This is a genomic window from Paraconexibacter sp. (assembly GCF_041602235.1).
Lineage (GTDB): Bacteria > Actinomycetota > Thermoleophilia > Solirubrobacterales > Solirubrobacteraceae > Paraconexibacter.
This window is the reverse complement of the sequence record NZ_JBFIGP010000014.1, coordinates 14689-28644: the sequence shown is the minus strand read 5'-3', so window position 1 is coordinate 28644 and position 13956 is coordinate 14689. Positions and strand designations below refer to the sequence as shown.

11 protein-coding genes and 1 pseudogene are annotated in these 13956 nt (G+C 72.3%); 3 read left to right on the top strand and 9 right to left on the bottom strand.

The features are described from left to right. From ABYE80_RS02285 to ABYE80_RS02260, 6 genes and pseudogenes are all read right to left on the bottom strand, one after another. Positions 1-459: pseudogene (locus ABYE80_RS02285) on the bottom strand (hypothetical protein); the annotation flags it as partial. A gap of 156 nt (positions 460-615) precedes the next feature. Beyond that, complete coding sequence (locus tag ABYE80_RS02280; protein ID WP_372788348.1) at positions 616-1224, bottom strand: TetR/AcrR family transcriptional regulator; 609 nt, start codon at positions 1222-1224, stop codon at positions 616-618. 103 nt (positions 1225-1327) lie between these two features. Further along, positions 1328-1846, bottom strand: a complete 519-nt coding sequence (locus tag ABYE80_RS02275) for a hypothetical protein (protein WP_372788346.1) — start codon at positions 1844-1846, stop codon at positions 1328-1330. 60 nt (positions 1847-1906) lie between these two features. Beyond that, positions 1907-2773, bottom strand: a complete 867-nt coding sequence (locus tag ABYE80_RS02270) for an SMP-30/gluconolactonase/LRE family protein (protein WP_372788344.1) — start codon at positions 2771-2773, stop codon at positions 1907-1909. Beyond that, on the bottom strand, positions 2770-5196 hold the full coding sequence (gene lon / locus ABYE80_RS02265; RefSeq protein WP_372788343.1) for an endopeptidase La: 2427 nt from the start codon (positions 5194-5196) through the stop codon (positions 2770-2772). Before lon ends, ABYE80_RS02270 begins: the two co-directional genes overlap by 4 nt. Next, positions 5193-5717 carry an Hsp20/alpha crystallin family protein gene (locus ABYE80_RS02260; RefSeq protein ID WP_372788341.1) on the bottom strand — a complete coding sequence of 175 codons (525 nt, stop codon included), beginning with the start codon at positions 5715-5717 and terminating at the stop codon, positions 5193-5195. Before ABYE80_RS02260 ends, lon begins: the two co-directional genes overlap by 4 nt. A 94-nt stretch (positions 5718-5811) precedes the next feature. On the opposite strand from ABYE80_RS02260, the gene ABYE80_RS02255 reads away from it, so the two are divergent. Both ABYE80_RS02255 and ABYE80_RS02250 read left to right on the top strand, forming a co-directional pair. Further along, positions 5812-9162 carry a hypothetical protein gene (locus tag ABYE80_RS02255; RefSeq protein WP_372788340.1) on the top strand — a complete coding sequence of 1117 codons (3351 nt, stop codon included), beginning with the start codon at positions 5812-5814 and terminating at the stop codon, positions 9160-9162. Between the two features lie 27 nt (positions 9163-9189). Continuing rightward, positions 9190-10464: a hemolysin family protein gene (locus ABYE80_RS02250; RefSeq protein ID WP_372788339.1), complete on the top strand. Its 1275-nt coding sequence runs from the start codon at positions 9190-9192 to the stop codon at positions 10462-10464. Here the strand turns inward: ABYE80_RS02250 and ABYE80_RS02245 are convergent. The 3 genes from ABYE80_RS02245 to ABYE80_RS02235 all read right to left on the bottom strand — a co-directional run bounded on the left by ABYE80_RS02245 (position 10452) and on the right by ABYE80_RS02235 (position 12857). Beyond that, complete coding sequence (locus ABYE80_RS02245) at positions 10452-11249, bottom strand: MBL fold metallo-hydrolase (protein WP_372788338.1); 798 nt, start codon at positions 11247-11249, stop codon at positions 10452-10454. The genes ABYE80_RS02250 and ABYE80_RS02245 overlap by 13 nt on opposite strands. Before the next feature lie 45 nt (positions 11250-11294). Next, complete coding sequence (locus tag ABYE80_RS02240) at positions 11295-11525, bottom strand: hypothetical protein (RefSeq protein ID WP_372788337.1); 231 nt, start codon at positions 11523-11525, stop codon at positions 11295-11297. A gap of 246 nt (positions 11526-11771) precedes the next feature. Continuing rightward, a complete protein-coding gene (locus ABYE80_RS02235; protein WP_372788336.1) occupies positions 11772-12857 on the bottom strand; it encodes an alpha-hydroxy acid oxidase in 1086 nt (361 codons plus the stop codon). Between the two features lie 185 nt (positions 12858-13042). Between ABYE80_RS02235 and ABYE80_RS02230 the strand changes: the two genes are divergently transcribed. Then, a complete protein-coding gene (locus tag ABYE80_RS02230) occupies positions 13043-13954 on the top strand; it encodes an NAD(P)H-binding protein (RefSeq protein WP_372788335.1) in 912 nt (303 codons plus the stop codon). The last annotated feature ends 2 nt before the right edge of the window (positions 13955-13956 follow it).

Genomic DNA, 13956 nt, shown 5'->3' with positions numbered 1-13956 from the left:
GGCCGCGCGGTCGGCCAGCCCCAGGCGCTTGCGCAGGTCGGCGGCGACGTCGACGGACTGCATGTCGTCGACGGCGACGGCGAGCGGCACCAGCACGGGCTTCGCCGGCGCCAGGTCGATCTGCCGCAGGGAGCGTGCCCGGGCCCGCGCGTCCAGCGCGACGTGGTCGGTCGCGGCGACGGCGCGGCCCACCTCGGCCAGCGCGGACCGCGTCTGCGTCCGCTCGGCACCGTCCCGGGGGACGAGGACGACGCCGAGGGAGGCCCGGCCGGCTCCGGGCAGGTCGCGGGCCAGGGCGGCCTCCACGGCCTGGGAGTCCGACCCGGGGACCGCGAAGCCGCCGCCCGTCAGGTTGTCGGACTGGGATGCCGCGAACGGCACCGCGGCGACCAGCACCAGTGCCCACACCGCCAGGACGAGGCGGCGGCGACGACGAACGCCGGCGTCGAGTCGGAGCATGAGCGACTGCATGGTGTGTGACGGCCTCCCGAAGCGGATTGAGCGCCGCGGCGCTCCCCGAGCGTCCGCGGCTGCGACTGGCTGGTTGGCCAGTCAAGCCCGGTCAGCGTGCCGGGACGCGGCGTCCCAGCGTGTGAGTCTGCTCACACGAGCCGCTCAGGCGGAGGCGATGAGCGACCGCACCGCGTCGGTCGCGGCGGCGATCGACGCCGAGAAGTCACGGTCCGGCTCGCTCACCATGCGCAGCGCGAGGCCGTCGCCGAGCGCGAAGATCACGTCGACGATCGCGTCCGCCGGGGCGTGGATCTCGATGACGCCTTCCACGTTCTTGGCCTCGAGGACCGCCGCGACGTGCTCACGCGTCCGGCTGAGCACCTCGCGGAACCCGTCCGCCAGCTCCTCGTTGCGCCGCGCCATGGTGAAGAGCTCGAAGAGCAGCGCGACGAAGTCCGGGTCCTCCGCGTGCATCCGCTCGAGGGTCGTACGCAGGAGCTCGACGAACGCGTCGGCGCTCTCCGCCTCCTGCAACTGCGACTCGAGCTGCGTGATCCGCACGTCGCACTCGCGTCGCACGACCTCCGCGAGCAGCGCTTCCTTCGTGCCGAAGTAGTAGTGCAGCAGCCCTCGGCTGACGCCCGCCTCGCCCGCGACGTGATCGAAGGTCGCGGCGGCCACACCGCGCTGCGCGATGCTGCGCCGCATCGCTTCGACGATGCGCTGCGCCTTCTCGCCGTCGATCGCCCGGGGGGTCGCTGGGGTCGCCATCACCGTCAAGCCTACGACGTCCCGCGGGCGCCGCGACGCCCCGGAACGCCGACGGGCGCCCGGAAGGGCGCCCGTCGGCGAACAGCGGCTGTGACGGCAGACGCTACGCCGTGGCTCCCGACGCGGGGGCCGGGGACGCAGGCGCGGTCGACGAGGTGTAGTCGAACTCCTCCTCGGCGCCGAAGAGCGCGTCGAGCACCTTGTCGCGCAGATCGCTGGAGAGCGCGAGCGCCAGCCCGGCACCGACGGCCAGGAGCAGCAGCTTGCGACCGAGGCCGCCCCGCTTCTTCGCGGCCTTCTTGGCCGCCTTGGCCGGCTTGCTGGGCGCCGGCTCCTTGAGGGTGTTCCCGACGTCCTTCAGCGCCGCGGCGGCGTCCTGCAGCGACGTGTGCAGCTGCTTGTCGTTGGCGAGCGTCTTGGCGACCTTGCCCTTCTTCGCCTTGCTCACCCGCTCGTAGGCGTCGCGGGCAGCCTCGAACGCCACGCGAACGTTGTCGCGGAGTTCGTCGTCCGTGGCGACACGCTGCACGTACGGGTTGTCCTTCACGGCCTCGACGGCCTCGGCGACCGTCACCGGCGCTGCCTTTGCCGCCTGTTTTGCGGTCTTCTTCTTCGAAGCCATGGTCCTCCGCTCGAGTCGTTCAGGGGTGGTTGCGTCGAGCATACCCACGGGAGGACCCCGTCACACGGTGCACACCGGCGTCGCGACGCCGCGAACGTCCGCGCGGCCACGCAGGACCTCGCCGCCGGCGGGCCCACCCGTCACGGTGACCGCCACGTCCCGCCCGTCCGTCCCCCCGAAGGCCAGGCTGGCCACGAAGGGGGCGACCGCGTCGTGACGCTCCGCCAGCGTGCCGTCCGGGGCGAAGCGCAGGAGCCCACCGCCCTGCCCGCCTGCGACCCACACCCCGCCCTCGGAGTCCACGGCGAGGCCGTCGCACCCCCAGCCCTCCGGCGCCGAGGCGAAGGTGGCTCCCGACGCGTCCAGCGCGCCGTCGCCGTCCACGCCGACCGCCAGGACACGGCTGTGCTGGTAGTCGCAGACGTAGGCGGTGCGCCCATCGGGCGCCAGTCCGATCCCGTTGGGCCAGTCCACCCCGTGCTCGATCGCCACGGCCACGAAGGTCGGCCCGACGACGAGCACGTAGCCGCCACCGTCCTCCCCGGGTTGCTCACCGCGCATCGGCCGGAACCGCATGGCGCCCGCGAGCAGCCAGCCGTTGGCGTCGACGTGGCAGTCGTTGAACCCCGTGATGTCGCTGTCCTCGTCGGGCGCGAACAGGACGTGCTGGGACCCGTCGGCACGGACGTGCAGCAGATCGCGACCGCTGACCACGATGCCGTCCTCGTGCAGGACGAGACCGCCTACACCGCGACGCTCCGCCACCACGACCTCGGGCGCGTCCGCCCCAGGGGGGATCCGGAACACGCCGCCGCCCGTCACGTCGCTGAACCAGACGGTCCCGTCACCGGCTATCCGCGGCGCCTCCGTAAGGCCATATCCGCCGCAGGCGACCGTCTCGAGGCCGAACGGCCGGCCTGCGCTCACGCGCGCTTCTTCGCCGGTTCGAGGGCCACCGCGAGCACCTCGTCGAGCTCACCCACGAACCGGAAGTCCAACTGCTTGCGCAGATGTTCGGCGATCTCCTCGGTGTCGGCCTCGTTGCGCAGCGGCGCGACGACGATCTTGATCCCGTACCGCTGCGCCGCCAGCGCCTTCTCCTTCAGACCGCCGATCGGCAGCACCTGGCCCGTGAGGGTGATCTCGCCGGTCATGGCGACGTCCTCGCGCACGGGGCGACCGGTCAGGAGCGAGACGAGACCGGTGGCCATGGTGATGCCCGCACTCGGACCGTCCTTGGGGATCGCCCCGGCGGGCACGTGGACGTGCAGGTCGTGCGTGGCGAACCAGTCGGCGGCCAGGTCGGGAGCGACCTCCTCGCGTCGCCCGCGCACGTGGCTCAGGGCCGCCTGGGCGCTCTCCCGCATCACGTCGCCGAGCTGCCCGGTGATCACGAGCTTGCCGCTGCCCTCCATCGCGCGCCACTCGACGAACAGGACGTCGCCCCCCACCGGGGTCCAGGCCAGACCGGTCGCGACGCCGGGCACCCGGGTGCGCCGCTGCGTCTCGCTGAAGTACCGCTGGCGCCCCAGCAGCTCCCGCGCCCTGGCCTCCCCCACGCTGACCTTCTTGACCTTCCCGTTCACCTTGCCGTGGGCGTCGGCCTGCTCGGCGATCGTCCGCGCCACCTTGCGGCAGATCGTGCCGATCTCCCGCTCGAGGTTGCGGACCCCGGCCTCGCGGGTGTAGTCGCTGATGACGGCACGCAGCGCCGCGTCGCTGATCGCGATCCACGACTTCTTGAGCCCGTTGCGCTCGATCTGCCGCGGCACGAGGTAGCGCTTGGCGATCTGGAGCTTCTCGTCCTCGGTGTAGCCGGCGAGCTGGATGACCTCCATGCGGTCCCGCAGCGGCCCGGGGATCGTGTCGAGCGTGTTCGCCGTCGTGATGAACATGACGTGCGAGAGGTCGAACGGCACGTCGAGGTAGTGATCGCGGAACGTCGCGTTCTGCTCGGGGTCGAGCACCTCGAGCATGGCGCTGGAGGGGTCGCCCCGCCAGTCGCTGCCCATCTTGTCGATCTCGTCGATCATGAACAGCGGGTTGTTGGACCCGGCGTCGCGCAGCGCCCGGATGATGGTGCCGGGCATCGCGCCGATGTAGGTGCGGCGGTGACCGCGGATCTCGGACTCATCGCGCACGCCGCCCGCGCTGATGCGTTCGAACTTGCGACCGAGCGCCCGGGCGATCGAGCGGCCCAGCGAGGTCTTGCCGACCCCGGGCGGGCCGACGAAGCACAGGATCGAGCCAGCGGGGTGCTGGGCCTCCGCGCCCACCAGCCGTCGCACGGCGAGGAACTCGAGGATCCGGTCCTTCACCTGCTCGATGTCGTAGTGGTCCTCGTCGAGGATCTCGCGGGCGTGGTGCAGGTCCAGGTCGTCCTGGGTCCGGGTGTCCCACGGCAGCTCGGAGATCCACTCCAGGTAGGTCCGGATCACGCCGTGCTCCGCGGCCTGCGGGGGCAGCGACTCCAGGCGCCCCAGCTCGCGCATCGCCTGGGTGCGGACCTCCTCCGGCAGCGCGATCGCGTCCAGGCGCTCGCGGAGCTGGCCGGCCTCGGCGGCGGACTCGTCGAACTCGCCGAGCTCCTTGCGGATCGCGTCCATCTGCTGGCGCAGGACGTACTCGCGCTGGTTCTTGTCGAGCTCGGACTGCACCTGCGACTGGATCTCCGAGCCGATCGAGATGACCTCGAGCTCGCGGGCGAGGACCTCGACGAGGCGTCGCAGGCGCTTGGCGACGTCGATCTCCTCGAGGAGCTCCTGCTTCTCCTCGGTCTTCAGCCGCAGCGATCCGGTGATCAGATGGGTGAGGGCCGCGGGGTCCTCGATGTTGGAGACCGCCAGCTGCAGCTCCTCCGGCAGGTACGGGACCTCCTCGACGATCGTGTTGAACGTCTCCTGCACGTTGCGCGTGAGTGCCGTGAGCTGCGGGCTCTCCTCCAGGACGTCCGGCATCTCGCTGATCCGCCCGACGAGGTAGGGCGTCTCGCGCTCCCAGCTCTCGATCCGCACGCGCTGCTGCCCCTGCACGAGGATCCGCAACGTCCCGTCGGGGACCTTGAGCATGCGCGCGACCTGGCCGACGACGCCGACCTCGTAGAGGTCGTCCGGTCCGGGTGCCTCGAGCTCCGGCGTGCGACTCGCGACCATCACGAGCATCCGGTCCCCGGCCAGCACGTCGTTGATCAGCTGGACCGAGCGCTCCTGCCCGACGGCGAGCGGGGTCAGCGAGTCGGGCAGCGGCACCGTCTCGCGCAGGGGGAGGACCGGCAGCGCGCCGGGCAGATCACGCGCGGCCACGCCGACCGTGACGTCCTGCTCCCCCTCGTGCCCCGCGATCTCGATCACGACTCCTCCCCGCCCGACGAGAGCTCGCCGCCGGAGGCGTCGGGCTCGACGACGACGTCGTGCTCGGCGGTCTCGATCCTGACCGTCCGCTTGACGGGCTTCACGAGCGGGAGCTCCACGCGCAGGATGCCGTCGCGGTACGTGGCGCGAGCCGCGTCGGCCACGACGTCCGCGCCCAGCGGGATCACGCGCCGGAAGGGCCCGAAGTCGATCTCGAGCTGCTGGTAGACCCGTCCCTCGCTGTCCGTCGGACGGCGGTGGCCGGCCAGCACGAGCTCCCGCCCCTGGATCTCGAGGCCGATCTCGTCGATGTCGATGCCGGCCAGCTCCGCCTGGACGACCGCCCGGGCCACCTCGCCGGCCGTCTCCCCCGCCGGGGTCTCGTAGAACACGTCCACGGCGGGGGTGAAGCCGCCGCGCCGCCGCGGCGAGATGCCCGTGCTGAAGACGTCGCCGAACAGCTCGTCCATCTCACGGCGCATCCGCTCGAAGTTGGCGAACAGGTCGCGCTCGGGTCGCATGGTCCAGACGATATCCCGGAGCCGCACATCCGCGGCAGACACCGGAAAATCACGGAGGTCACGTGCCGTCGTCGGAGCTACGGTCGATCACGGCATGTCTGTTTCGCCCCGACCAAGAGGCCGACGCGGCCGAGCGTGCACGCTGGTCCTGCTGGCGGCGTTCGCAGCCGTGGGAACAGCCGCCACGCCGGCGTCCGGCGCACCCGTCCGGATCTCGACCGACGGACAGCGGCCGGACATCGCGGTCGACCCGACGGGTACGGGCCACATCGCGTGGAACGTGCGGGCCGACGGCGACTCGGACGTCCTGCACCACTGCCGCCTCCCGCGTGGTGCAACCACCTGCGCCACGCACCGAGCGGTCACGATCCCTGGGTCGCTCCACGACTTCGACGGACCTCGCGTCCTGATCGCTCCGGGCGGGGCGATCCACCTCGTCACACGACGTTGCTGCTCCAACGCCGCGCGACCCGACGGAACCTACGGGCCGTTCGGCGGGAGCCAGACGTTCGTGCTCTCCTCGACGGACGGCGGAGCGTCGTTTGCCCCGCCCCGCTGGACATCGACCCTGTCACCCAGCGGCGACATCCTGTTCGGTCCCGGCGACTTCCAGATCTCCGCGATCACGAGCGTCGTCACGGGTGGGACGTTCCTGCAGTCGGCTCCGCTGAGCGCCTTCACCAGCGCGGTCGCGAACGTCGGGGACGTGGGCCAGGGCATCAACAACCCCTCCTACCACGGGACCCTGGCGCTCGTCGACCCGCTGACCCCACTCGCCGCCTTCGACGACCTCAAGGGCGCCTACTTCCGACTGTGGGGCGGTTCGGGAGATCTCAACGACGTCGGGTCGTGGGGACCGGTCACCGCGATCCCCGGGGCGGGCGTGGACACCCGGCTCGCCTCCGGGCCACGCGGCACCTTCTTGCAGACCCTGGACGGGCCGCCGGGACGACGCCGCTATGCGGTCCGGCGCTGGGGTGACGGCACGTTCGGCGCCTCGACCCGTGTCACCCCCGTCGGGACACCGATCTTCGGCGACCTGTTCCAGGACGGCTCCGGCCGGCTTCACTCGGTCTGGCGCACCTCAGGCACGAGTCCGGTGCTGCACCGCTATTCCGACGACGGCAGGACGTGGCGACCGAGCCGGGCGGAGGCCCTGGCGACCGCCGCGCAGGTCGGCGACGCGTACAACCTCCGCGTTGCGACGGCCCCGGACGGTGGTGGTTGGACGGTCATCGACCGCAACGGTCGCGGTCCCGTTCACGCCCTTCCGATCCGTCCCCGCGGGGGCACCGGGAGCACGACGTGCCCGATGACCGTGACGTTCGGGGTCGTGACCGCCGAGGCGCTCGAGGGGTGCTTCGCCAAGCGATCGGACGGCAGCCGCGAGGCGACGGGACCGGTGAGCGTCAACGGCATCGACCTCGTGCCCGTGACTGCGGGTGGGGCGAAGGCGGTCGCGGCGACACGCACGATCGTCGACGTCGCCCACCGGCGGATCCGGACCACGGGCAGCGTGCGCGTCCGGACCGGTCCGGTGCAGCTGCACAAGGGCAAGATCGACTGGAAGATCGCGGCGTCCGGGAGCAAGCGCAAGGTGTCACCGGACCTCCCCGACGTCGGGGGCACGAAGCTGCTGGGTTTCCCGGTGAACGGCGACGCGACCATCTTCTTCACCAAGAAGGGGGCGGAGGTCCCCACGCACGTGCGCATGCCGAAGCCGTTCGACGACGGGGTCACCGGCAACATCACGATCCCGACCGCCACCGGCTCCGGACTCGTCACCAGTGGTATGCGGTTCACGGTGCCGAACGGGTCGATGGGGCTCCTGGGCGTCAGCGGGCTGAAGGTCACCTACAAGGACGACCCCGGCATCTTCACCGGAGAGGCGCAGTTCGTCCTACCCCCCGGCGCAGGCGGCAAGCTGAAGGTCGCCTTCGGTTTCGTCAACGGCGCGTTCGCGTTCGCGACCGCCGGCCTGAAGCCGCCGCAGCCGGTTCCCGTTGTTCCGCCGTTCGTCGCAGTGCGAGCGATCGACCTGTCGCTCTCGGCCGATCCCCGTCGGATCGCAGGTGGGGTGGACCTCATCGCCGGGAAGTCGATCGGCGGTGTCGCGGCGGTATCCGTCGATGCGCTCAGCGCCTCCGGCAACGGCCTGTCGCTGACGCTGCCGGGCAGCGGCCCCTCCGTCCTGCGCGCGCAGGGCAAGGTCAAGGTCGCGGGCATCCCCATCGGCAGCGGAGCGGTGCAGTACTCGACCGACGGCATCCTCCGGTTCGGGGCCCTGGTCTCGATGACGCTGGGACCGGCCGGGATCTCCGGCGGGATCAAGGAGGCCGACGGCGCGATCGACCTGAGCAGCGGGGCGTTCAACGCGCAGGGCACCGCGTCGGTGAGCCTCGCCGGCATGCCGCTGCTCAGCGGCAGCGTGCTGGCCTCGAGCAAGGGGATCGCCGCCTGCGGCTCGTTCAGCGGCACGTTCCTCGGCGACTTCGTCGACGTCGCCGCAGGCGTGGGGTACATCTGGGGCGCGTCGACACCGGACCTCTTCGGCGGCTGCGACCTGTCGGGCTACGAGGTCGTCCTCACGAGCGCTGCCGCGCGGGCCGTGCGGAGCACCGACGGCTTCACGGTCAACTCGGGACAACGCGTGGCCGCGGTCCGCGTGCACGGGAACGGCGGCGCCCCGATGGTCGTGCTCACCGGACCGGACGGGCGTCAGGTCACGACACCCGACGCAGGCCCTCCGGTGAAGGGCCCAGGGTTCATCGCCTTCGCCGACGCGGCCTCTTCCACCACCTACGTCCTGCTCTCACGCCCGCCCGCCGGACGCTGGACCGTCGCCACCCGACCGGGTTCGCCAGCGGTGTCCCGGATCGCCACGGCTCGTGGCCTTCCGGCGGTCCGAGTCAGCGCGACGGTCGGCGGTCGTGGCCGGTCGCGCACGGTGCGGTATCGCGTTCGCACCATCGACGGGCAGCGCGTCACGTTGATCGAGCGCACCAGCGACGGCGCCCAGCACGTGCTCGGCGCGGCGGTGGGGAGCGCGGGCACGCTCCGGTTCCGCCCGGACGATCTGCGACGGCGGTCCCGGTCCGTGGTCGCCCTGGTGGAGCAGGACGGCCTGCCCCGCGCCGCGGTGGTCGTCGCGCGTTACACGGCTCCTCCCCGTCTGCGGCCGGCCCGGGTGCGCGGTCTGAAGCTCCGTCGCCGCGGCTCCCGCCTCACGGTGTCGTGGCGCAAGGCCCGCTACGCGGTGCGCTACCGCGTCGTGATCCGCAACCCACGCGACGGCACCACCCGGCTGGTCGTGACGCGGCGTACCCGCACCACGATCGGTGGGATCGAGCGCCGCGACCGCATCGACGTCCGGGTGCGGGGCCTACGTCCCGACGGCCGCCCGGGACCGTCGGCACGCCGCGTGCAGACGCTGCGGACCCGGTGAGGCGCCGCCGTCGCTACGGTTCCCGACGTGCCCGTCATCGGACTGCTGGCCGTATTCGGCCTGGTCGCCGCCAACGCCTTCTTCGTCATCGCCGAATACGCCTTGGTGACCTCGCGACGCGGCCCGCTGGAACAGCGTGCCGCCGCCGGTCACGTCGGCGCGGGGGTCGCGCTGAAGCTGATGGACGACCCCGTCCGCCTGATCGGCACGGTGCAGATCGGGATCACGGCGCTGGGCATCCTGCTCGGAGCGGTCGGGGAGCCCGCGATCCGTGAGCTGCTCGGAGAGGGCGTGCCCACCTGGGCGGCGTTCGTCGCCGGGTTCCTGGTCACCACCTACCTGAGCGTGGCCTTCGGCGAGCTCGTGCCCAAGGCCCTCGCCCTCCACGACCCCGAGCCGATCGCCGCCTTCGTCGCGCGTCCGATCACGTTCCTCGGCCGGCTCTCCGCCCCCGCGGTGTGGATCCTGCAGACCTCGGCCGCCCTGGTGCTGCGTCCCCTGGGCATCCCCTCGGTGAGCGCCGGGGACCGTCCCGTCTCGCGCGAGGACCTGCTGACGATCGTGCAGGACGCCGAGGAGGCCGGCGCGCTGGGCGCCGAGGAGGAGGACATGATCAGCGCGATCGTCGAGCTGCGCGGGCGCCCCGTCGCCGACGTCATGGTGCCGTGGAGCGCGGTCACCGTCGCCGACCTGTCCTGCCCTCCCGAGGAGGTCGCGGCCGACATGGCCCGGTCCAACCACTCGCGGCTGCCGGCCGTCGCCTCCCTCGGAGGCCCGCTGGTCGGCGTCCTGCACGCCCGCGACGTGTGGCGGGCCGAACGGGCAGGAGCGATGGACCTGCAGGCGCTGGCCCGCGACGCCGTCGTCGTCCCACCGACCGCGCTCGTGGATGCCGTGCTGACCCGCATGCGCGCCGAGCGTCAGCACATGGCGGTGGTCCTCGACGAGTACGGGTCGCCGGTCGGCATCGTCACGCTGGAGGACGTCCTCGAGGAGATCGTCGGCGAGATCGAGGACGAGTTCGACCGGCCCGCCGCCGGCGTGCAGCGCCTCGGCGAGGACGGCTATCGCGTTCCCGGCGCGCTCTCCCTGATGGACCTCGAGCGGGCGACCGGGATCCGCATCACCGCAGAACGCGCGCACTCGATCGGCGGGACGCTGCAGGACCGGCTCGGCCGGGTGCCCGCCGTGGGCGATGCGGTCGTCGTCGACGGGGTCAGGCTCCGGGCGGCGGCGATCGATCACCATCGCGTCGCGAGCGTGGACGTCGTCCCGATCGCCGACGACGATCAGACCGTGTAGACGGCGCCCTCCCGCGCGACGGTCACCGGCCCGTCGAACGCCTTCTCCGCCTCACCCCGCGCCCACAGCGTGTCGAGCTCGTCCGAGATGTGCGTGAGGACCAGGCGGCCGACCCTGGCCCGCGACCCGTGCTCGGCGGCCTCGTGCGGGGTCAGGTGTCCGCGCAGGCCGCCGCGTTCGGGTCGCGGCAGCGTCGCCTCCACCATCAGGAGGTCCGTGCCGTCGGCGAACTCGACGAGCGCGTCGTTCGGGGCGCAGTCGGCGCCGTAGGTGAAGCGCCCGGATCCGTTCACGGTCGACCGGACGTCGATCGCACAGGTCGGGAGATAGTGCGGCACCGGGTGGAAGCGCAGGCGCAGGGGTCCGATCTCGAGCTCGTCCGCCGGCTCGTACTCGACCAGCTCGAACGCGTTCTCGATGAGGTCGTCGTTGCCCCACGCACCCACCACGCGACGGAACGTGTCGGTCGCGCCGTCCGGCGCGTACAGCCGTGGACGCGAGGGCGTGTCGGTCCCGGGCCAGCGGTCGACGGCGACCGGCTGCTGCCGGGGCGCGTAGGTCAGCGCGTAGCTGAAGGGGACGAGGTCGAGGAAGTGGTCGGCGTGGAGGTGACTGATGACCACCGCATCGAGCGTCACGTAGTCGCGGAAGCGCCGCAGCTTCGAGAAGACGCCGTTCCCGCAGTCCAGGAGGACCGCGGTGTCGCCTTCCTCGATCAGGTACCCGCTGCACGCTCCGTCCGCGTCCTGCCACGACGGAGACTTCCCCAACACGGTGATACGCACCGGCACTCCTCCTCTCTCCTGCGAGGAGCCTAGCGCCGCGAACCGTCACGCGTGGAGAGCGGCCTGCTCCTGCGCGGTGGGGAGCGCCCAGGAGACCTGGGTGCGACGCTCCTGACGGAAGTGGAACCGCATCTGCTGCGGGGGTCGCAGCCCTTCCGGGGAGTCGGGGCGGAACGTTGCACACGGCTGCTCGCACGACAGTGCGCACAGCATGTTCTTGCGGAAGAAGCAGTCCTCGCAGCTGACCTTCTTCGCTCTCGTCCGACCCTTCGTCATGTGTGGTTCCGGCCTCCTCGGTGTGGTGTGGAGGCGGCATAGAAGCACGACACCGGTGGGGGTGCAATCGCGGCGCGGGGTCGTTTTTCCGCTAACAGCAGGGATCGCTCCGAGGCGAGTCCGCAAATGGCGGGGTTTTCTCGCGCTCTTCCCCAATGAGGCTGCAAACCCTTCACTTTCGCCCCCGCCGAGCGAGGAACTTCCAGCAGTTTGCGAGAAGTACGTGAGCCCCGTCCGACGCGGGACTCAGTCCCAGCCGCGAAGCCGGACGTGCTCCGCGCCGACGTCCGCGCACCTCGTCGCCCCGACGAGCGCGAGGGCTCGGGCGGTGTCGTCGATCAACGCGTCGAGCACCTCACGGACCCCCGCCTCTCCCCCGTGACCCTCGGGACCCCCGGCGGCCAGTCCCCACGCGTACGGGCGCCCGACGAGCACGGCGGTGGCACCCAGCGCCAGCGCGCGGACGACGTCGGACCCGCTCCGCACCCCGCCGTCGACGAGCACGGGGATCCGGCCGGCGACCGCGGCCGCGACCTCCCGCAACGCCACGGCCGTCGGCAGCGTCCCGTCCAACTGGCGACCGCCGTGGTTGGAGACCACGACGGCGCTCGCCCCGTGGTCGATGGCCAGCAGGGCGTCCTCGGCGGTCAGGACACCCTTGACGATCACGTCGAGCCCCGACGCCTCACGGATCCACGCGAGGTCCGCCCAGGCCAGCGTCGCGTCCCAGCCCCCGATCATCGGCTTGGCGGCGACCCCCTCCCCGCGACCGAGGTGCGAGGCCATCTCCACGCCGTCCGGCAGCGCGACCGGACCGTGCCCGAGCTCGCGCTCCCGCCGCCCCGGCACCGGGACGTCGACCGTGACGACCACCTGCGAGTAGCCGTGCTCCCGGACCCGACGCAGGACCTCCGTGGTGCGGTCCCGGTCGTCGTGGACGTACAGCTGGAACCAGCGGGCCGGCGCACCGACCTCGTCGGCCGCGAGGGCGACCTCGGCAAGATCCGCCGTGGCCCGGGTGGACAGGCAGTAGAGGCTGCCGGCGGCGGCAGCGGCCCGGGCGCTCGCGAGCTCGCCGTCGGGATGCAGCATCCGCTGGGCCGCGATCGGGGCCAGGAGGACCGGCGCCGCCAGCCGGTGCCCCAGCAGCGTGACGGCCGGGTCGACGGCGCCGACGTCGACCAGGGCGCGCGGACGGAGCCAGACCCGCTGCCACGCCTCGGCGTTCTCCGCCATGGTGCGCTCGTCGCCCGCGGCCCCCGCGTAGTAGTCGTAGACCTCGGCGCGCACCCGCTCACGGGTCCGGGCCTCGAGGGCGCGCAAGATCAGCATGGCGCCGGGATCGTACTTCCGCACCATCCCGTGGACGGGCGGGCGCGTGCAGGGCGCGGCTCGGGCGGCGCCGTTCCCGACGAGCGGCCCTGGCCCCACCGTCCCATCGGCTCGGCCGTCCGCTCGCCGCCGATCGCGCGCCGACCGGACGGTCCGTCTGCGCGGCTGCCGCGTACCGTGACCGCATGCACGTTCTCGTCACCGGCGCCTCGGGCTACCTCGGCAACGTCCTGATCCCACGCCTCGAGGCCGCCGGCCACGAGCTCCGCGGGTTCGCCCGGACGCCCGCGAAGGTCCGCCACGACATCCCGCTGGTCCAGGGTGACGCCGTCGCGGGCACCGGTCTCGACGAGGCGCTGGACGGCATCGACGTCGCGTACTTCCTCATCCACTCGATGGAGGGCGCCGCGCCCGGATTCGACGACCTCGAGCGCCGCTCGGCCGAGCACTTCGCGACCGCGGCGCAGCGCGCCGGCCTGCGGCGCGTGGTCTACCTCGGCGGGCCCGTCCCGACCGACAAGCAGGCGTCCCGGCACCTCGCCAGCCGCGTCGCGGTCGAGGAGATCCTGCTGGGCGCCGCCCCGGAGGCGGTCGCCTTCCGGGCCAGCATGGTGATCGGGCAGGGCAGCCGGTCCTTCCGCTTCCTCGTCCGCCTCGTGGAACGGACCCCGTTGCTGCCGCTCCCCGCATGGCACAGCGGCCTCACGCAGCCGATCGACGAGCGCGACGTGGTCGCGTACTTCCTCGCCGCGACGACCAGCGACGCGGTCCGCGGCCCGCTCTCGCTGGACATCCCGGGACCGGACGTCCTGAGCTACGGGGGGATGATCGAGCGGATCCGCGACATCATGCTCGTCCACCGTCCGGCCGTGCGCCTGCCGTTCACCCTGACCCCCATCGCCAGCAAGGTCGCGGCGGCCATCGCGGGCGAGGACCCGGGCCTGATCGAGCCGCTCATGGAGAGCCTCGAGAGCACGCTGCTCCCTCGCAACGACGACGCCCAGCGGATCTTCCCGGTGCGCCTGCACAGCTTCGACGCCGCGGTGGAGCGGGCCCTGCGTGACTGGGAGTCCGTCGAGGCGCTCGCCGCGCGCTGAGC